Source organism: Phenylobacterium sp. Root1290 (assembly GCF_001425305.1).
In the GTDB taxonomy this organism is placed as follows: Bacteria; Pseudomonadota; Alphaproteobacteria; order Caulobacterales; family Caulobacteraceae; genus Phenylobacterium.
Window position 1 is genome coordinate 681,764 of sequence record NZ_LMEE01000001.1, and the last position, 18,818, is coordinate 700,581.

The following is an 18,818-nucleotide window of genomic DNA, read 5'->3' on the forward strand; positions in this document are numbered from 1 at the left end:
GCGCTCCCGGCAAGGGCTGGATCGAGCGTAATCATGCCGCAGCGTGCTCCTTCTGGGGTTGGGAACGGTTCTGAAGGCCGAAAGTCATGGCGAACATGACTAGGCAAAGGGCCGATGAAAGGCCCAGGGCGGCGGTCGGCGACTCGGCCAGCGCCATGCCGTAGAGCGCCGGGCCGCCGACCTGCAGCACCTGCGCCGGCTGGGAGAGCAGCGCCGAGCGGTAGCCATAGTTCGCCTGTCCGAAGAGACTGAGCGGCAGCACGCCCTTGGCCACGGTCATCATGCCGTTGCCGCCGCCCTGCCCCAGCGCCATCAACGGAGCCGCCTTGGCGCCGAACGACACCAACGCGGTCGCGCCCAAGGGATGCAGCAGCGTCGCGAGCCGCGTCGAGATCAGGATCGGCACGCGGCGCAGGACCGTGAACTCGGCCAATCGCACGCCGACCGCCGCCAGCCCCACGAGTCCGGCCACCGCCGCCGCATGCGAAGGCGTCAGGCCAAAGCCGGCCAGCAGGCGCGGCATGTGATTGGCCATCGCGCTGGAGATGAACCAGGCGCAGGCGAAGATCGTGGCGAGTTGAATCATTCGTCGATCCCAGACCACCGGGGCCGCAGGCGGGCTCGCGGCGTCGCGTGGCCGCACGACAACACGAGGCGTCACCAGGACGACCAGGGGAAGGCAGACCAGCAGATGCGCGGCCGCCCAGGCCAGGCACGCGCCGCGCCACCCCATCGTCTCGGCCATCCAGGCCGTGACCGGCCATCCCACCGCCGAACCCAGACCGCCCAGCACCGCCACGCCGGTGATCGGACGCCTGGCTTCCTCGCCGTAGAGCGCCACCAGGATCGCGAACGGCGTGCCGTACATGCCGATGGTCATTCCGACGCCCAACGCCGCCATCGCCAAGGTCAGGCCGGCGACATCGGCGGCGCGGGCCAACAGCACCAGCGCCGACGCGAAGATCAGGTTGGAGACCAGCAAGACGACCTTGCCGCCGCTTCGGTCGATCCAGCGTCCGGCAGCGGGCGAAAGGATCGGAGAGACCGCCAGCGACGCCGACGTCAGCGCGAAGATGAGGGTCGGAGCCAGGCCAAGATCGCGGGCGATCGGGTCGCCCAGCGCTCCCATCAGATAGTAGCTGGAAGCGAAGGCGACGATCTGGCCCAGCCCCAACACCAGCGTGACAAGCGTCTTGGGCGGTCGATGCTGGGCGGGCTCACCTGACATGGCGAGCTTGTGCGCCAATTGGAGAATTGAGGAAAACGATATATTGGCATCTTGATGTTCGAAAATATCACATCAAGGCCTATGCCTTCCTTGAACGCTCTTAGGGCCTTCGAGGCGATGGCGCGGACTGGCCGCGCGACCTTGGCCGCCGAGGAACTGAACGTCACCCACAGCGCCGTAAGCCGGCAAGTGAAAGCGCTGGAAGACCAATTGGGCGTAAGGCTGTTCAGCGGCCCCAAGCACCGCCTTGAATTGACCGAGGCTGGACGGCGGCTGTTGCCGGCGCTGACAGGCGCTTTCGACCAGATCGCCGCGGCGGTCGGGCAGGTGCGGGCCGGCGGCGAGGATCTGCTGATCGCGGTCAACGCCAGCGTCTCGGTCAAGTGGCTGATCCCGCGGCTTGCAAGGTTCACCGCCGCGTATCCGTCAGTGAACGTCGAGCTGGCCGAACTGCCGTCGCACGCCAATTCGTATCGCGGCGCGCATGCCGTCGTTCGGATCGTGCCCAGCAGTCGGTTGAGCGAACCAGAGGCGACCGGCTTCATGGCCAATCACCTGGGACTGGTCATGTCGCCCGGCTTGGCACAGCGGTACGCCGCCTCACCGCAGGCTGCGCCGCGCCTGATGGCCCAGACCCATCCGCAGGGGTGGGCCATTTGGGCCGCCCTGACCGGCGTCGAACTGCCGCCGGGCCCCGAGCAACCGTTCGCGCACCTGCACTTCGCCCTCGACGCCGCCATCGCCGGGCTGGGAGCCGCAGTGATGCCTTGGCCACTGGTCGCCGACTATGTGCGCAACAGCCGCCTTGTCGCGCCGATGGGCTTTCGAAAGGCCGAGAGCGCATTCGCCATATTGACGACGCCTGGTGTCAGCAGCCGTGCGCTGGACCGGTTCCGTGACTGGCTGGTGGCTGAGGGAGCACAAACCGCCCCCCCGCCGCTCACCCCTTGAAGCCGATCGCGATCAGATAGACTTCCGAGGAATCCGCCCGGCTGGCCTTTGGCTTGATGTTCTTCACCTCGTTGAAGTGCCGCTTCAGGTCGGCGATCACCTCCGAAGTCTCGCCCCCCTGGAAGGCCTTGGCGACAAACGACCCGCCGGGCTTCAGGACGCTGATGGCGAATTCTGCGGCGGCCTCGATCAGCCCCATGATCCGGAGGTGATCGGTACGCCGGTGTCCGACCGTGTTCGGCGCCATGTCCGACAGCACGACGTCCGGGCGGCCGCCCAGCAGTTCGATCAGCATCGGACCGCAGACCGGATCGGTGAAATCCATCTCCAGGATATGGGCCGGCGGCAACGGATCGACCGGCAACAGGTCGACGCCAACGATGTTGGTGACCCCGCGCTCAATGGCCACCTGCGTCCAACCGCCGGGCGCAAGCCCCAGGTCGATGACCCGTGCGCCGGGCTTCAGCAACTTCAGACGGTCATCCAGCTCCGTCATCTTGTAGGCCGCGCGGCTGCGATAGCCGTGCGCACGCGCCTTCGCCGAGAAGGGGTCGTTGATCTGCCGGTTCAGCCAGGCCTGTTGAGAAGGCGTGCGATCCTTGGCCGTCTTCAGGCGGGCGGGTTTGCCCCGCCCCTCTTCCAGTCCGCCTGAGGGCGGTTTGACCATTCGCTTGCGGGGAGGTTCGCTCATTCAGAAGCGTTTACAGCGGAACCGGCGCCCGATCCACGGCCGCGCCGCCGGCGCCGCCGGCGTTTGCGCTTTCCGGCGCCGGACATCAGCGACATCAGGATGCCTTCGCGCAGGCCACGGTCGGCGACCCGTACGCGGGTGCAGGGCCAAAGTTCCTGAACCGCCTGCAGGATCGCGGCGCCCGCGAGGACGAGATCCGCACGATCAGGACCGATGCAGGGTTGGCCGGCGCGCTCCTGGGGGCTGAGTTCAAGCAGCATTTGCGCGGCCGCGTCGCACTGGTCACGGCTCATCCAGATGCCGTCCACCACGCTGCGGTCGTAGCGGCGCAGTCCCAGGTGCATACCGGCCAGACTGGTGATGGCGCCTGAGGTGCCGACCAGGTGCGCATCGCCGGCGTCGAACACCGGTCGCATTTCGTCGGCATGCCGGAACGCGCCGAGTTCATCCTTCACGGCCTCGACCATGGCGCGGAACCAGCTCTCGGTCGCCCGCTCGCCCTCCGGGAAGCGTTCAGCAAGGGTGACGACGCCAATGGGAATGGACAGCCACGCCTTGATCGGCAGTTGCGAGGCGGAGAACTTTCCAAGCTCGGCCTCGAGCCCGCCCGCGGTCAGATCGACCCAGGACAGCTCCGTCGAGCCGCCGCCGACATCGACGACCAGGGCCGCAGCCGCCTTTCGGTCCAACAGGTTGAGGCAGCCGGCGACCGACAGGTGGGCCTCTTCCCGCGGCGTGATGATCTGAAGATCGAGGCCCGTCTCGGCCGCGACGCGGTCGATGAACTCCTTGCCGTTTTCGGCGGCGCGACAGGCCTGAGTGGCGATCGCCTTGAGCTTGACCACCTTACGGCGGCGCACCTTCTCGGCGCTGACCTTGAGCGCGGCCATCGCCCGCTCCATGGCTGCGTCAGATAGTCGCCCCGTTTGCGACAGCCCCTCGCCCAGACGGACGATGCGCGAATAGGCCTCGACGACGCGAAAACCACGCCCTGTCGGGGTCGCGATCAGCAAACGGCAATTGTTCGTACCCAGATCGAGCGCGCCGTAGCACGGCGAATCCGCCGCAGGCGCGACTTGGCTCTTCCTGGTCGCGGAACCTGCAATCCGGTCAAGCGTGGCGGTCACCGGAACGGCGACCAGAACGCTTGCATTTCAAGGCCTTGGAGCATGTCCGAACCGAACACGCTCAACAGCGCCACCCTCATGGACCGTCATCCGTCCCCTGCAGGCGCCTAACTGACGCCTCGTTTCACAGGCGACTGTAGCAAGGCCGTTCGCCTCTCGGAAGGCGCGCCCTTGCACACCGGGCGATGAGCAGTACGTTCACCTCCCAGTTAGGCGCCGAGGTCTAGAGTCGGTTTTATGGACGCTCGTATCGAAAAAAGCGGTGGGGATTTGGTGGCGCCTCCCATGGTGCTCGCCGAAGCGCGCCTTGCGAAGTACGCCATCGGACAGGTCGTGCGGCATCGCCACTACCCCTTCCGCGGTGTGATCTTTGACGTCGATCCGACGTTTGCGAACACCGAGCAGTGGTGGCTTTCGATTCCGGAAGAAATTCGCCCTCGCAAGGACCAGCCGTTCTATCACCTGCTGGCCGAGAACGAGGAGAACGCCTACGTCGCCTATGTCTCCGAGCAGAACCTTATGCCGGATGAGAGCGGCGAGCCTGTGGGCCACCCTCAAGCTGCGCTGATCTTCGAATCCTTCCAGGAAGGCCACTACGTGTTGCGGCCGCGCATCAGCCACTAGCAGCCGACAAAGGCTTCCAATCGAGGGCCGACAGGCGCAATCTTTACCCGCCGAGCCGCCGATTTCGAGCACAGTTCGAACGGAAATTCCCCGAAGACGCGCTCATTCTGGCGCCCATGAGTATTGACGGCGCGCCGCCGCCCGGAGCCCGGGCTGATTGGACCATCGACCAGGACTGGGCGAGTTACACCCAGGCCGAGCATGACGTCTGGGTCACGCTCTATCAGCGCCAGGTTGAAATGCTGCCCGGCCGCGCATGCGATGCATTTCTCAGGGGTCTGGACGCACTGGACCTGCATCGTGGCGGGATCCCGGAGTTCGACCGCATCAATGTGGAGTTGCGCAAGTTGACCGGCTGGTCCGTCGTGGCGGTGCCCGGCCTGGTTCCCGACGAAGTTTTCTTCGACCACTTGGCGAACCGCCGTTTTCCGGCCGGCCGCTTCATCCGCAAGCCGCAGGAACTGGATTACCTGCAGGAACCTGACGTCTTTCACGACGTGTTCGGCCACGTGCCGATGCTGACTGACCCGACCTTCGCCGACTACATGCAAGCCTATGGCGAGGGCGGGCTAAAGGCCTTGGGCCGCGGCCAGCTGCACAATCTGGCGCGCCTCTACTGGTACACCGTCGAGTTCGGACTGATGGAGACCCCCGAAGGCCTGCGCATCTACGGCGCCGGCATCGTCTCAAGTCACGCTGAATCTATCTTCGCGCTCGACGATCCCTCGCCCAACCGGATCGGCTTCGATCTGGAAAGGGTGATGCGCACCCCTTACCGGATCGATGATTTCCAACAGGTCTACTTCGTCATTCCATCGCTCAAGGCTCTGCGCGAGACGACTCTGGCGGACTTCACAGCCGTCTATGCGCGACTGGACGGCGCGCCCGACATCACCATCGACGCAATGGCGCCGGGAGATCGGATTTTCACCTGCGGGACCCAGGCCTATGCGACCGCAGGCGGGCGGTTGGCGGCGGTCTAGCCGCCGGCCTTCTCGCGGTCCAACAACGTCTGGATGCCCTTGCGGACTTCCTGCCGCTGGGCCGGCGTGAACACCCGGTAGCGCTGCGCCTTCGCGCCGGAGGCAACGGAGATCTCCTCGTCGGTGACGTAGATGAAGCGTCCCTGGAACGCGCCCGTGGTCGGCTGCCCCGTCACCATGTGCAGACCCTCGAGCCGCACGGCGCAGTTCTCCAGCGTGTCGATGTTCGGCGCGATGGGGCGGAAGTCGGGCTTGCCGTTCATCCCTTCAGCCATTCGCCAACAGACGCCGGGGTTGTCCGGCGCGGTCAGCGGCTTTTCGCAGGCGGCAAGCGCCAGGGACGTCAGAAGAACCGGAAGCAGCCGTCGCATCGTCAGTAGTCCTTGCGCCACCGGACGGCGAGCTTGCCGTCACCCTGGCTGGCGAGCTTGGAGATGATGGAGAGGTTGCGGCCGAGTCGCCACTCCACCTGGGCGGAGGGCCCTTCGCGTCCCCCGCCGGTGATCTCCAGATAGACGTCTTCCGTCAGATACTTGCCGCCGGACACTGTCACGCCGCTCTCATCGCCCCCCGCCAGCGAAAGCCGATCGAGCCCGGCGAAGCTACGCAGGTTGCCGATGACATCGAAGCCGCCGCCGCCAGCCAACGACGATAGGGCGGACGCCAGTTGCGCCGCTTCCAAGGGGGACAACTGCGACGCCGAGCGCCCGAACAGCACCTGCGACAGGACCTCGTCATTCGGCAATGTCGGCACCGAGGTCAGAGTGATCTCGGGCCTGGCCGCAGTACCGCGGATCCGAACGACGGCGGTCAGCGACGGGTCGTCCCGCGTCGCTGAGAGATCCAGCCGGATCGCTTGCGGCGAAGTGGCCAGATAGACCACGCCACGATCGTCGAACTCGAACCTCTTGCCCGCGAAGTCATACTCGCCGCGCACGACCCGCGCCGTTCCCGAAAGCGCAGGGCGCGCCGTGGTGCCGGTGACACGAGCGTCGAGCGACAGCTCGACGTCCAGGCCCTTGCCGCGAATGTAGATGCGCCGCGGCGCTTTCAGCGTGACGTCGAGCGCCATCGCCGCCCCGCTCCGCGTGACAGGCTGCAGAGAGCCCGAGACATCTACGGGCTTGTTGCGCTCGATGACGTCCATGTTCACGACGCCGGACGAGCCCGAAAGCTTGGCAGCCACATCGGCGCGGTCGATGGTGAGATCGCCCGCCAGCCGGACCTTGCCGTCCGCCCCGCGGTCGAGCGTCGCCTGGCCGGACGCCGAGGCGGTGGCCAGATCGTTGTCGATCAGCCGGAAGTTCTTCAAGTCCAGCTTGAAGGTCGAAGCGCCGTTGCGCAGCAGGCTGAGCCGCCCCGACCCGGCCAGCGAGCCGCCATGGCCGTCGGTGCTGGTGGCCTGACTGATATTGACCGCATTGTCGGCCAAGGCCGCACGCAGAGTGACGTCGGTGAGCACCAGGCCGGTCGCTCCATCTGCAAAGCGGCCATTGTCGACCTCGGCCTGGCCGACCGCGCGAGGATCCGCAAGGGTCCCGCTGAGCGTCCCCTGCATCTGGACGTGGCCCGCCAGTTCACGCTCGCCGCCGACCAAGAGGTCCCACAGCGGCTTGACCTCGCCGTCGGCGAAGAACGTCCCGCGCATCGGCTGGGTCCGCGCGATGGCGATCCGGAACGGGCTGGCGCTGGTCTCGGTCGGCAGGACGAGCTTGGCGTTGGCGCGCAGACCATGCTCGTTGGTCACCGCGGCGTCGAGGTCGAGCGAGTCGCCGGCCAGCCTGGCCTTGAGCTCGCCGTCGAGGCCCAATTCGCGCGGAGATCCACGGCTGCGGGCGTCGTCGAGCTTCGCCTCGAGCGTGCCGCCCAGTTGCCCGCCCCGGCCTGTCAGGACCAGCGTACCGTCGGCCTTGCCGGTCAGATCGGAATTGACCAGGCCAAGGCCCAGTTGCTGGACCTCGGCGCGGATCTCGGCGACGTCCTTGGCCAGGCTGGCGTCGAGGCTGATCCGGCCACCGTCCGAAGCCAGCAGCCGAAGTCGCGCGCTGCGCTCGGGTCCGCCAAAGCGCAAGACGGCCGGTTCGACGGTCTTCAGGTCCCGACGTCCCAGCGCGCCATCGCCCGCGAAGGTCAGCGCATATCCGGGATTCTCCGATGAGAGCGTCCCAGCCCCGTCCAGCCGCCACCGGTCGCTCGCCGATACGCCCTGCAGCTGGGCTTGGTAAGGCAACTGCGACAATGGACCGTTCGCGGTGATGACGCCCTTGCGGATCGCGATCTTCGCGCCGGGCAGCACAGCGTCGTTGGCCGTCAGATTCAGCGTCGCGCGTGGCCCGCCTGTGGCGTCGACAATTTTCACAGAGCCTGCGATCACGCCGCCGTCAAGGAATGCGCCCTTGGCAAGACGAACGTTCAGGTCCGCCGCCGAAGGCGTCGCCTTGCGCAACGATACGGCGCCGGTCGCCGTCAGGCCGCCGGCGTCGACCGACAGATCGGACAGGTCCACGCCGCCTCGCGGGAAGCTGAACGCCGAGCGCGCCGCCGCCGGGCCGTAGTCACTGGCCGCGGTCAGCGCCACGACGCCGCTGGACCCGCCGCCGCCGCGCATGAAGCTGAGAGTAAGCTTGGCGTTCTTCAGCGGCAGCCGCGGCAGGTCGATGGCTTCCAGGTCCGCGAGCAGGTCGGCCCGCGGCGCGGAAGGCCTCCCGGTGATCGCGCCCGTGCCGCTGGCCTTGCCCGTGACCTCGACCGGCCCGGCCCTGAACGGGCCTGTCGCGGCCCAATCGAGCTTGAAACGCATGGCGCCGGTTTCATCCAGCACGCCGGCGGTGGTTGCGTTGATCGCGGCGCCATCAAGCGCCCCGCGGGAAATCGACACCTTGCGTCCGGCGACGTCAGCACGGGCCTGAAGGCGCGGCGTCGCGCCCAGCAGGCGATCCAATTCGGAGAAGCCGGAGGCGAACCGCTCGCCCTTGGCGTCCAGCGTCAAGGCCCACGGCCGGCCCGCGCCTCCCTGACTGGCCGACCAATCCGCCGCCAGCACCCCGCTGGCGCCAGCGCGTGCAGCGGCGAGGTTCGAGAACGTCGCCTTGCCTTTGAAGTTGAGGCCGCCAAGCAAGGTGCGTCCGCCGCTGGCGTCCACCTTCAGACCCGCGCCAGTCGCCTCGATCTGACGAAGCATCAGGCGGCCATCGGCCAGCCTGGCGGCGTCGAACACCGCCGTCGGTCGCGCGCCCAGCAGCGCCGCGGCCAGACCGGCCCCTCGTCCGCCGACGCCGGCGATCCGGCCGTTGATCGCCAGCACCTTGTCCTTGCGGGTCAGCACAAAGGGGCCGGAGACTCGATCGAGTCCGTATTCGCCCAGCCTGAGCCGGGCCACGTCCGCGGAGCCGGCGAAGCGCAGATCGTCCAGTTCACCCGTCAGAACACCATCGACACGGCCCAGACCCATCGACGGCCCCCCGGTCACCTTCGACAGTTCTCCGGCCGAGGCCGCGAGCGTCACTCCTTGAGGCCCCGCCCGGCGCTCCCCAAGATTGGCCTTCCCTTTCGCGGTGACAGCGACATTGTCAGACGTCAGTTCCGCCTCGATATCGAAGAGTGATTGTGGGGCCTTCTTTCCCGTCACCGCGAACCGGACCTCTGGGCCGAGCCGGACGACCAAGGACTGGGTAAGCGTCGATGCGGCCAACTCGATCCGCCCCTGCGCCGTCCCGCCCTCTGGGCCCCAGACACCCTTGGCGTCGACCGGCCTGGTCGCGCCGCTCTCGGCGATGACCGTGAATCGGCCGGTCGACTTCTCGCCCTTGGCGTCCACGTGCAGCAGGAACGGCTGGTCTGGCGCGAGGCCAAGCGCACCGGCCAAGGCGCCGCCCTGGGCCTCTCGAGCGTCGGCGTTGACGATCAGCGGGCGATTGCCGCCGAAGTCGAACTTGGCGTTCAGATGGTCGCCGGGATGCAGCACGCTGGCGACGGACGCCGTCCCCTTCTGACCTCCATTGCGGCGCATGAGCTCGACCGAGGCATCGACATCGTAGACGCCGCGCGTGCGCGCCAACTCCGGCATCAGTTCCACCCGCCCGATGGCCCGATCGATGACGATGCTGATGGGCATCCCCTCGGACGGCCGTTTCGGTTCGGTGATGGGGCGACGATAGATCGTGACATGTTCCGCCGTGACCTGCGTCGCGTGGAAGCGCCGCCGCACCAGATCGCCAAAGGTCCAGCTCAGGCGCAGGTTGCGGCCTTCAAGCCAAACACCCTTCGGATCGCGTATCACGACGCGGCGGACGCTGAAGTCGCGCCAGACGTCGCCGCTGAGGCCCTCGATGTACAAGCGACCGAAACGCCCCACCTTCAAGCCGTTGGCGCGCGTCTCGATGATCGAGCGGCCCTGCGGCGATAGCGGGCCGAAGCGGCCGGCGAGCAGCGCGGCGCCCGCAAGCACGACGAGCACAGCGCACACCGCGAGCACGATCCACGCGAGACGGCGCTTCTTCTTCGTCACGGGCGCCGTCGCGCCGTCGTCCTTCGTCGGCGTCTCGGTCAAAAGCTTTGCCCGATGCTGAGATAGATCTGAAATGCGGGATCGCCTTCGCGCTTGTCCAGCGGGACGGCGATGTCAGCGCGGATAGGCCCAAAGCCAAGGTCGTAACGCACGCCGACGCCGACCCCGACGCTGAAATCATCGCCCGTGGGAAACTCGTTCGTGCCGACCGCGCCCGCGTCGACGAACGCCACGACGCCCCAACGCTCGCCGACCCGCTGGCGCAGTTCCAGCGAGGTCTCCAGCAACGAAATCCCGCCCTGCGGGGTGTTGTCGATATCGCGCGGCCCGATGGCCTGGAAGGCGTAGCCGCGCACTGAGCCGCCGCCGCCTGCGTAGAACCGGCGTGAGGCGGGCACCTCAGGGATGCTCCCGCCGAACATCGCTCCGACCTTGACCCGACCCGCCAGGACCGTGCGGGCCTTCTCCCCGAACGGGATGTAGCTCGTTCCCTGGGTCTGCACCTTGAGATAACCCAGGCTCTCGTCACCGATCAGGTAGGTCGGTTCAGCCCGCACATCCAACCGCCACCCGCGCTTGGGATCGAGCGGGTCGTCCGATCGATCCAGGGCCCCCGCTGCGAGCCCGGCGACGGTGAACAGGTCCTGCCCAAGCGACGAGATCAGGATCGTCTGCTTTTCCTCGACCCGGCCGTAGTCCAGCGAGCCGCCGAGGGTCAGGTAGGACGTCTTCCGGAACCGCCGGGTAACGTCGGCGCGGACGCCGACCCCGGTTTCATCGTAGGCGTCCGTGCGGCTCGAATAGGCCCCCCCGCCGGCCTTGAACGTCTGCTGGGGCCGACGCCAGTGCGGCAGCGTCAACTCCGCGCCGAGCCGACTGTCGATATTGGAGGCCCTGGCCAGCGCTGACAGAGTGTCGGCCCGCCCAAGAATGTTGTAGCGGGTCCAGCGCGCATCGGCCCCCAGGCCTTCGGTCGTGGAGTAGCTCGCCCCCAGTTCCAGCGTCCTGGGTTTCCGGTCAGAGAGGCTGACCAAGATAGGACGCCGCCCGTCCGGCGAGGCTTGGTCCTTGGGCGCCAGCGACACCGTGACGGAGTCGTAGACCCCGGTGTCCAGCAGCCGGCGCTCTAGTTCGCCGACATCTTCCGGGTCGTAGACCTCGCCCGGGCGCCAGGGGGCCAGGCTCTCAAGCCACCCACGGCGGCTTCGCCCCTCATCGCCGATGATCTTCAGGCCGGCCAGGTGAACGAGTTCGCCGGCGGCGATCTTGTAGGTCGGCCGGACCGTGCGATCGGCATGGTCGACGATCACTTCGCGCGGCTGGGCGGCGGCGTCAGCATAACCCCGCTTCTGGACCGCGGCGACGATCCGCCCCTCGGCGTTGATCACGTCGACCGCCCGACCGGGCGCGCCGGTCGCCAGACCCATGACCACTTCCCCGGACTGACGGACGGTCTCCATCGGCTCAGGCGCGATCCAGTCGATCTGGGGATCGGCCAGGGTGAAGCGCGGCCCAGGCGTCACCCGCACGATCGCGGTCGGCGGATCGCCATCGCCGACGTCCGCATCGACTTCGTTGGCGTAGTAGCCTTCAGACCGCAGCACGGCGATGGCGTCCTCGCCGGCGTCGTTCGCGCGCCGCCGCGCTTCGAAGCGGTTGGAGATGGGTTTGTCGGTCTCACCGATGGCGCGGACAATCGCTTCACGCAGCTCGCCGTCGAGCTGGCCTTCGATGGTCGCGCGTGGCGACTCGGCCCTCGCCGCACCAGACGCACATATGGCCGCCGAGGCGGCGACCGCGACGACCAATCGTCCCACGCCAATCCTTTCAAAAGCGCCCCAACCAGCGGTGTAGCCCGCGTCGCGCTCGCCTGTCACCCACCAGCGATCGGCGAAGGCGCCATAGCAGCAGGCGCCATGCTGCCCAATCCTTGGGCGCCGATGGCCGGCTGGGGCGTCGGGGCCGAAATCAGGCTCTATTCCGCCCCACCTTTCCTAAGCTTTTCCCATCGGAAGGCAGGAAAGGTCTGACGAGTGGAGTACGGCGTGGCGACGCAAGACCCCGACTGCGCACCGGGCGCGACAACGGCCCCACCGGCCGCCTCGCCCTATGACGAGATGCTCACCGCCGAGGGCGGCGTTCGCGCCCACTATGCAGGGCTGCACCAGCGCATCGGCACGCTGGCTGCTGCTGAACTGGCCGAACGGCAGCGCACACTTGAGCGCTACTTCCTGCTCCAAGGGATCACCTTCACCGTTTACGGGGGCGATAGCAGCACCGAGCGGATCATTCCCACCGACCTGCTGCCGCGGATTATTCCCGCCGCGGAGTGGGAACGGATCGAGGCTGGCCTGACCCAGCGCCTGCGCGCGCTGAACATGTTCCTGGCCGACATCTACGGCGCCCAGCAGATCCTGATGGACGGCGTCGTCCCGCGCGAACTGGTGCTGGGCGCGCCTTCCTATCGGCGCGAGATGCAGAACCTCTACGTGCCGCACGAGGCCTATGCGAACGTCTGCGGATCGGACCTGATCCGCCAGCCGGACGGAGCCTTTGCGGTGCTGGAGGACAACCTGCGCGTCCCATCCGGCGTGTCCTACATGCTGGCGAACCGAGAGGCGTCGCGCAGGACCTTCCCGGGCTCCTTCCGCGCGGCGGGCGTGCGCGCCATCGACCGCTACCCCGATCTGCTGCTGGCGACGCTGAAGAGCATGGCGGCCGACTGGCGCCCCAACCCGCAGATCGTGGTGCTCACGCCCGGCGTCTACAACTCGGCCTATTACGAACACGCCTATCTTGCCCGTCTGATGGGTTGCCCGCTGGTCGAGGGCCGCGACCTCGTGGTGCACGACAACATGGTCTACATGCGGACCACGACCGGTCTGCGACGGATCGACGTGATCTATCGACGGGTCGACGACGATTTCATCGATCCCCTCACCTTCCGGCGGGATTCCGCGCTGGGGTCGGCCGGCCTCTTCAACGCCTATCGGGCCGGCAATGTGGTGATCTGCAATGCGCCGGGGACGGGCGTCGCGGACGACAAGGCGGTCTACGCCTACGTCCCGGCCATCATCCGCTACTACCTGGGCGAAGACGCGATCCTGCCGAACATCGAGACCTATCTTTGCCGCGAGCCGACCCAGCTCGCACATGTTCTCGGCAACCTCGACAAGCTCGTCGTGAAGGCCGTGGGCGCCTCGGGCGGGTACGGGATGCTCATCGGGCCCCACGCCAGCCGCCAGGAGCGCGAGGCCTTCGCCGCGGCGATCGCCGCCGACCCGGCCAACTACATCGCTCAGCCGACCATCCAGCTGTCGACGGCGCCCTGCCTGGTCGATGGCGAGATCGAACCGCGCCACGTGGACCTGCGGCCATTCATTCTTTCGGGGGAAAAGATCGTCGTGACGCCGGGCGCACTCACGCGCGTCGCTCTCAAGAAGGGTTCCCTGGTCGTCAACTCCAGCCAAGGCGGGGGCTCCAAAGACACCTGGGTCCTCGAATCCGCGCCGTCGGAGACCCAGCCATGATGCTCGCCCGTGTCGCCGACAGCCTCTACTGGATCGGCCGCTACGTCGAACGGGCCGAGCACTTGTGCCGTCTGTCGGACGTCATGCTCAACGCCACCCTCGACCGCAACGAGGCGGCCGGCCTGGTCTCGCGCATCGTACTTTCCGCGGTCGGCGATGCTGAGCTGCACAGCGCCGACGATCCCTACCAGCTGGCCATGGCGCTTGCCTTGGACCGCAATGACGGCGGCTCCATCGTCTCCTCGCTGTCGCGCGCCCGCGAGAACGCCCGCCAGGTGCGCGACCAGATCACGACCGAGACCTGGGAGCGGCTCAACCTCGTCCACCTGCGGGTCACCGGCCATGATGCGCCCCGCGCCTTCAACGACGGCGCTTCGGCGTTCCTGCACGACATCATCGCCGACCTGCACCTCTTCAAGGGCGCTGCGGACGCCACGATGAGCCATGGCGAGGGCTGGCGCTTCCTGCTGCTTGGCGTGCACCTGGAGCGCGCGCAACTGATCGGGCGGCTGCTGGAGGCCTGTTTCGGCGTCCGCCGCGCGCCCGACGATCACATGGCGCTGATGAGTGTGCTGCGGATGAGCTGCGCGCTGGAGCCTTACCTGCGACGCTTCACGTCCGACGTTCAGGGGCGCAAGGTCCTGGAGTTCCTGCTGCTGGACGAGGAGTTTCCACGCTCGATGCGTTTCTGCACTGCGCGGATCGAGGAGTATCTGGGCTCGGCTGCCCGCCCGGCCGAGGCCAGCAGCCATACGGCGCCGGAACGGCTCGCGGGGCGTCTGCGCGCCCGGCTGCAGTATGCGGACATGGAAGAATTCGACGGGGCCAGCGGCCTGATCGCCAGCGTTCTCGACGACTGCGCCGCGCTGCATCAGTCGATCTACGATACCTTCGTCGCCTACTCCCTCGAAACCCGGCTGCCGGCTTAAGCGGACCTGATCAATGCTTCTCGAAGTGCGGCACGTCACCCAGTATCACTACGCCGAAACCGTGCGCGAAAGCGTCATGGAGGTGTGGATGCAGCCGCAGAAGGCCGCAAGGCAGCGCCTTGTCTCATTCGACCTGGAGGTCGACCCGGCCGCGCAGCTGTTCTCGTATGCCGACCCGTTTGGAAACGCGGTCTACCACTTCGACGTGCCCCAGCCTCACGACCGCCTGCGGATAGTCGCCAGCGCCGCGGTCGAGACGCAGGCCCCTCCCGCGCTCCCAGACGCGCTCGACCTTGGGGAGTGGGATCGCCTGCGCAGCGACTTCGTCCGCGGCGAGAACTTCGATTTCCTGACTCACGGCGGGTTCGCCGTCGAGACTGACGCTCTGCGCGCCTATGTCGCCGCCCACAATCTGGACGAACTGCGCCGTCGCGATCCACTGAGCGCGGCGCGATCGCTCTCCGAGACGATCTACACCTCGTTCGGCTATGAGCAGGGTGTCACCCATGCCGACAGCCCGATCGACCTGGCGCTGGGAGCCGGCCGAGGCGTTTGCCAGGACTTCGCGCACATCATGATCGCGATCTGCCGCAGTTGGGGCGTGCCAGCGCGATATGTGTCAGGCTACCTCTTCACCGACCGTCAGGCCGGAGACCGATCTGATCCCGACGCAACCCACGCCTGGGTGGAGGTCTTCCTCCCCTCGCTGCGCTGGGTCGGGTTCGATCCCACCAACAACGTCATGGCCGGTGAGCGCCACATCGCCGCCGCCGTGGGGCGCGACTATGACGACGTGCCGCCCTCGCGGGGGGTCTACAAGGGCGACGCCGAGAGCCAGTTGGTCGTGGGCGTGTCGGTGCGGCGGGCAAGAGCTGCTCCGACCGAACCTGAGTTTATCCGGATGGCGCAGCCATCATTCGCGCGCGGCGGCCGTCGGCGACCTGCCGGCGTGCCTGCCTATGACCAGCAGCAGCAGCAACAGCAGCAGTAGGTCAGAGGAGCGGGAACGTGACCATCACCACGCCCGTGGTCTCCTCTCCGCCGGCCGAGCGATAAGCAGCCCGAGCGGCGGCGTTGTCCTCGTCGGTCAGGACCCAGGCCTCGGTACAGCCAAGGTCACGGCCGACCACCAGCAACGAATCCAGCATGGTTCGCGCCAGGCCTCGCCGCTGGTGCGACGGGGCGACCCCGACCTCGTTGATCCAAAGCTGGGGGGGCTTGTCGGGGTGCACGTAGTGAACCGCCGAAGCCATTCCGACGACCAGGTCGTCGTCCAGAGCGACGACCAGATGGTGGCGCGGATCTGCCAGGAACTCCGCCCAGAATCTCGGGTCCACGGCCTCGTCGAAGACCTCGGGATCGACCCGAGCCAATACGGCCAGGTCGTTCGGGCCGAGCAGGCGAACAATGAGCTCGCCCATGCGGGCTACTGCGGAAACACGTAGGCGCGGCCGACCAACAGATCGAGCTTCGCGCCAGGCTGAATGTCCGCCACCGATTGCCGGGCGAAGGCTGCTTCGAGGCGCAGACCACCTGGCGTGACGCCGTCGATACGGGCCACCGCGCCCTGGGGAGCGATGTGGTTGGCGATCAGCGGGAACGTGCCCTCGCCTCTCGGCGACAGCACCAGTTCATGCGGCCTCACGAAGGCCGCGGCCCGGCCATCGGCGATCCCAGGCGCCGCAAACTCAACGTCGTTCAACCGGAAGCGCCCGCCCCTGACCTCGCCCTCGAGGCGGTTGGACTCACCGACGAAGCCGGCCACGAACGCGCCGACAGGGTTGTCGTGGATCTCCTGCGGCGTACCGACCTGTTCGATGGCGCCCTGGTTCAGGATCGCCACGCGGTCGGCCAGTTCGAGGGCCTCCTCCTGATCGTGTGTCACGAAGATCGTGGTGACGCCGGTCGCATCGTGGATGCGGCGCAATTCCTTGCGCAGCGACTTGCGGACCGTCGCGTCCAGAGCGCCGAACGGCTCGTCGAGAAGCAGAACGCTAGGGTTCACCGCCAACGCCCGGGCCAGGGCGACGCGCTGCCTCTGGCCGCCGGACAACTGGGCCGGATAGCGCTTGCCCAGTTCGCCCAGCTCGACCAGCCGCAGCAGCTCATCGACCCGCGAGGCGATCTCCGCCTTGCTAGGCTTGGCCGCGCCTTTCCGGACGTCGAGACCGAACGCGACGTTCTTGGCCACGGTCATGTGGCGGAACAGAGCATACTGCTGGAACACGAAACCGACCCGCCGCTGGGCGGCGCCCGCGAAGGTCATGTCCTGCTCGCCATAGAGCACCTGGCCGCTGTCGGGGAATTCAAGGCCCGCGATGACGCGCAACAGCGTCGTCTTTCCCGATCCCGATGGCCCCAACAGAGCCAGAAGCTCGCCGTCGGCGATCTCGAGGCTGACGCTGTTCAGGGCCGGATAACGACCGAAGGTCTTCCCCACCGACCGGATGGAAATGGTCATCTGCAGCGTCTCGTAATCAATGACGGCCAGGCCGCGACGGCGGCTGGGCGATTTCAAGCAAGGTCTTCAGCACCAGGGTGACGACCGCGAGGAAGCACAGCAACGCTGCGACGGCGAACGCGCCCACGAAGTCATACTCGTTGTAGAGGATCTCGACGTGCAGCGGCATGGTGTTGGTCAGGCCGCGGATGTGACCCGACACCACCGAGACTGCCCCGAATTCGCCCATGGCACGCGCGTTGCAGAGCAGCACGCCGTAGAGCAGACCCCAGCGGATGTTCGGCGCGGTCACGCTCCAGAACGTACGCAGGCCTGAGGCGCCCATGGAGACAGCCGCCTCCTCTTCGTCGACGCCCTGTTCCTGCATCAGCGGGATCAGTTCGCGGGCGACGAACGGGAACGTCACGAAAATCGTGGCGAGGACGATGCCCGGAATTGCGAAGATGATCTTGATGTCGTGGTCGATCAGCCAGGGGCCAAACCAGCCCTGCGCCCCAAACACCAGGACGTAGATCAGGCCCGCGACGACCGGCGACACCGAGAACGGCAGGTCGATCAGGGTGATCAGGAACGGCTTCAGCGGAAACTCGTACTTCGCCACCGCCCACGAAGCGCAGATGCCGAACACCACGTTGAACGGCACGGTGATCGCCGCGGTGATCAAGGTAAGCTTGATCGCGTCGCGGGCGTCTTCGGTTCCGATGGCCTCGAGCGCGGCCGGCAGGCCTCTGCGAAGCGCCTCGAAGAAGACCGTCACCATGGGCAGGATGAGCACCGACGCAAGGAACGCGGCGACGATCACGAGGATCAGCACCTTCGCCCAGATCGGATCTTCGGTGGGATGACGCAAACGGCTCACGCTGCGAGCCTCCGCGCCCAGGCCTGGATGGCGTTGATGACGAACAGCATTAGGAAGGAGACCGACAGCATCACCACCGCGATCGTCGCGGCGCCGGCATAGTCGTACTGCTCGAGTTCAATGATGATGAGCAGCGGCGCGATCTCCGATTTGTAAGGCATGTTGCCAGCGATGAAGATCACCGAGCCGTACTCGCCGACGGCTCGCGCGAAGGCCAGGGCGAAGCCCGTCATCCATGCCGGAGCCAAGGCGGGCAGGATCACGCGCAGGATGGTGTCGAGGCGCGTCGCACCCAGGCTCGCCGCAGCTTCCTCGACGTCGGCAGCCAGGTCGCGCATGACCGGCTCGAGCGTGCGGACCACAAAGGGCAAGCCGATGAAGGTCAGGGCGACGACCACGCCGAGCGGCGTATAGGCGACCTTCAGGCCCGCCGGCGCCAACAGGGCCCCGATCCAGCCGTTCGGCGCATAGAGCGTCGCCAAGGCGATGCCGGCGACAGCCGTGGGCAAGGCGAACGGCAGATCGATGATCCCGTTCACAAGGCTCTTCAAGGGAAACTGATAGCGAACCAGCGCCCAGGCCGTGAGCAGGCCGAAGACACCGTTGATCGCCGCTGCGATCAGCGCCGCGCCGAACGAGAGGCGGTAGGCGGTCAGAGCGCGTTCATTGAAGGCGGCTTGAAAAAATTCCTGCCAGGACTGCTCGGAGGCCTTCAAGGCCACGGCTGACAGCGGGATGAGGACGATCAGCGAAAGGATCGCCAACGTGACGCCCATCGTCAGGGAGAAGCCGGGAATCGCAGAGCGCCGCCGGATCAGCGGTCTTCGTGGCGCGACGCGTTCGGTCGGCGAGGTCGCCGTCATCGTTACAGCCCCGGTTCAGACGCATAAACGCCGAGACGCAAAGTTCGCTGCGTCCGGCCAAGCGT

The 18,818-nt window shown here is 67.1% G+C and carries 15 protein-coding genes and 1 pseudogene; 6 read left to right on the forward strand and 10 right to left on the reverse strand.

What is annotated here, in order from left to right; all coding sequences use genetic code 11:
* Positions 1-31 precede the first annotated feature (31 nt).
* Positions 32-1,228, reverse strand: a complete 1,197-nt coding sequence (locus ASC79_RS03295) for an MFS transporter (RefSeq protein ID WP_156378315.1) — start codon at positions 1,226-1,228, stop codon at positions 32-34.
* Positions 1,229-1,309: 81 nt separating this feature from the next.
* On the opposite strand from ASC79_RS03295, the gene ASC79_RS03300 reads away from it, so the two are divergent.
* Positions 1,310-2,179 carry a LysR family transcriptional regulator gene (locus ASC79_RS03300; protein WP_369817292.1) on the forward strand — a complete coding sequence of 290 codons (870 nt, stop codon included), beginning with the start codon at positions 1,310-1,312 and terminating at the stop codon, positions 2,177-2,179.
* Here the strand turns inward: ASC79_RS03300 and ASC79_RS03305 are convergent.
* Positions 2,169-2,870, reverse strand: a complete 702-nt coding sequence (locus ASC79_RS03305) for an RlmE family RNA methyltransferase (RefSeq protein ID WP_056019635.1) — start codon at positions 2,868-2,870, stop codon at positions 2,169-2,171. The genes ASC79_RS03300 and ASC79_RS03305 overlap by 11 nt on opposite strands.
* Positions 2,867-3,976, reverse strand: coding sequence for a Ppx/GppA phosphatase family protein (locus tag ASC79_RS03310; RefSeq protein ID WP_056020959.1), 1,110 nt, complete (start codon positions 3,974-3,976; stop codon positions 2,867-2,869). Before ASC79_RS03310 ends, ASC79_RS03305 begins: the two co-directional genes overlap by 4 nt.
* A gap of 306 nt (positions 3,977-4,282) precedes the next feature.
* Between ASC79_RS03310 and hspQ the strand changes: the two genes are divergently transcribed.
* Together hspQ and phhA are read left to right on the forward strand one after the other, a co-directional pair.
* Positions 4,283-4,621: a heat shock protein HspQ gene (hspQ, locus tag ASC79_RS03315; RefSeq protein ID WP_056019638.1), complete on the forward strand. Its 339-nt coding sequence runs from the start codon at positions 4,283-4,285 to the stop codon at positions 4,619-4,621.
* Positions 4,622-4,737: 116 nt separating this feature from the next.
* A pseudogene (gene phhA / locus ASC79_RS03320) lies at positions 4,738-5,612 on the forward strand (phenylalanine 4-monooxygenase); the annotation flags it as partial.
* Here phhA and ASC79_RS03325 read toward each other — a convergent pair.
* The 3 genes from ASC79_RS03325 to ASC79_RS03335 are packed head-to-tail and all read right to left on the reverse strand — an operon-like array spanning position 5,601 to position 11,934.
* Positions 5,601-5,975: a hypothetical protein gene (locus ASC79_RS03325; RefSeq protein ID WP_056019645.1), complete on the reverse strand. Its 375-nt coding sequence runs from the start codon at positions 5,973-5,975 to the stop codon at positions 5,601-5,603. The pseudogene phhA and the gene ASC79_RS03325 overlap by 12 nt on opposite strands.
* A gap of 2 nt (positions 5,976-5,977) precedes the next feature.
* Complete coding sequence (locus tag ASC79_RS03330; RefSeq protein WP_056019648.1) at positions 5,978-10,153, reverse strand: translocation/assembly module TamB domain-containing protein; 4,176 nt, start codon at positions 10,151-10,153, stop codon at positions 5,978-5,980.
* Positions 10,150-11,934, reverse strand: a complete 1,785-nt coding sequence (locus tag ASC79_RS03335; RefSeq protein WP_056020961.1) for an autotransporter assembly complex family protein — start codon at positions 11,932-11,934, stop codon at positions 10,150-10,152. The genes ASC79_RS03330 and ASC79_RS03335 overlap by 4 nt, the downstream gene beginning before the upstream one ends.
* A 294-nt stretch (positions 11,935-12,228) precedes the next feature.
* Here ASC79_RS03335 and ASC79_RS03340 point away from each other — a divergent pair, with 294 nt between their 5' ends.
* From ASC79_RS03340 to ASC79_RS03350, 3 genes are read left to right on the forward strand one after another with little or no spacing between them, the layout of a single operon-like run.
* A complete protein-coding gene (locus tag ASC79_RS03340; RefSeq protein ID WP_156378348.1) occupies positions 12,229-13,641 on the forward strand; it encodes a circularly permuted type 2 ATP-grasp protein in 1,413 nt (470 codons plus the stop codon).
* The gene (locus ASC79_RS03345) at positions 13,638-14,570 is read left to right on the forward strand and encodes an alpha-E domain-containing protein (protein WP_056019653.1); all 933 of its coding nucleotides are present in this window, start codon (positions 13,638-13,640) and stop codon (positions 14,568-14,570) included. The genes ASC79_RS03340 and ASC79_RS03345 overlap by 4 nt, the downstream gene beginning before the upstream one ends.
* A 13-nt stretch (positions 14,571-14,583) precedes the next feature.
* Positions 14,584-15,561: a transglutaminase family protein gene (locus tag ASC79_RS03350; protein WP_056019656.1), complete on the forward strand. Its 978-nt coding sequence runs from the start codon at positions 14,584-14,586 to the stop codon at positions 15,559-15,561.
* Position 15,562: 1 nt separating this feature from the next.
* Here the strand turns inward: ASC79_RS03350 and ASC79_RS03355 are convergent, their stop codons facing one another.
* From ASC79_RS03355 to cysT, 4 genes are read right to left on the reverse strand one after another with little or no spacing between them, the layout of a single operon-like run.
* On the reverse strand, positions 15,563-15,991 hold the full coding sequence (locus ASC79_RS03355; RefSeq protein ID WP_056019659.1) for a GNAT family N-acetyltransferase: 429 nt from the start codon (positions 15,989-15,991) through the stop codon (positions 15,563-15,565).
* A gap of 5 nt (positions 15,992-15,996) precedes the next feature.
* Positions 15,997-17,031 (reverse strand): sulfate/molybdate ABC transporter ATP-binding protein, encoded by a 1,035-nt coding sequence (locus ASC79_RS03360; protein WP_056020964.1) that lies wholly within the window; start codon positions 17,029-17,031, stop codon positions 15,997-15,999.
* 16 nt (positions 17,032-17,047) lie between these two features.
* A complete protein-coding gene (gene cysW, locus ASC79_RS03365; protein WP_369817293.1) occupies positions 17,048-17,890 on the reverse strand; it encodes a sulfate ABC transporter permease subunit CysW in 843 nt (280 codons plus the stop codon).
* The gene (cysT, locus tag ASC79_RS03370) at positions 17,887-18,753 is read right to left on the reverse strand and encodes a sulfate ABC transporter permease subunit CysT (RefSeq protein WP_056019666.1); all 867 of its coding nucleotides are present in this window, start codon (positions 18,751-18,753) and stop codon (positions 17,887-17,889) included. The genes cysW and cysT overlap by 4 nt, the downstream gene beginning before the upstream one ends.
* Positions 18,754-18,818: the final 65 nt, after the last annotated feature.

Coding starts and splice junctions, on each gene's coding strand:
- ASC79_RS03295 (WP_156378315.1), bottom strand. CDS start 1,228: ATGTCAGGTGAGCCCGCCCAGCATCGACCGCCCAAGACGCTTGTCACG.
- ASC79_RS03300 (WP_369817292.1), top strand. CDS start 1,310: ATGCCTTCCTTGAACGCTCTTAGGGCCTTCGAGGCGATGGCGCGGACT.
- ASC79_RS03305 (WP_056019635.1), bottom strand. CDS start 2,870: ATGAGCGAACCTCCCCGCAAGCGAATGGTCAAACCGCCCTCAGGCGGA.
- hspQ (WP_056019638.1), top strand. CDS start 4,283: ATGGTGCTCGCCGAAGCGCGCCTTGCGAAGTACGCCATCGGACAGGTC.
- ASC79_RS03325 (WP_056019645.1), bottom strand. CDS start 5,975: ATGCGACGGCTGCTTCCGGTTCTTCTGACGTCCCTGGCGCTTGCCGCC.
- ASC79_RS03340 (WP_156378348.1), top strand. CDS start 12,229: ATGCTCACCGCCGAGGGCGGCGTTCGCGCCCACTATGCAGGGCTGCAC.
- ASC79_RS03345 (WP_056019653.1), top strand. CDS start 13,638: ATGATGCTCGCCCGTGTCGCCGACAGCCTCTACTGGATCGGCCGCTAC.
- ASC79_RS03350 (WP_056019656.1), top strand. CDS start 14,584: ATGCTTCTCGAAGTGCGGCACGTCACCCAGTATCACTACGCCGAAACC.
- ASC79_RS03355 (WP_056019659.1), bottom strand. CDS start 15,991: ATGGGCGAGCTCATTGTTCGCCTGCTCGGCCCGAACGACCTGGCCGTA.
- ASC79_RS03360 (WP_056020964.1), bottom strand. CDS start 17,031: ATGACCATTTCCATCCGGTCGGTGGGGAAGACCTTCGGTCGTTATCCG.
- cysT (WP_056019666.1), bottom strand. CDS start 18,753: ATGACGGCGACCTCGCCGACCGAACGCGTCGCGCCACGAAGACCGCTG.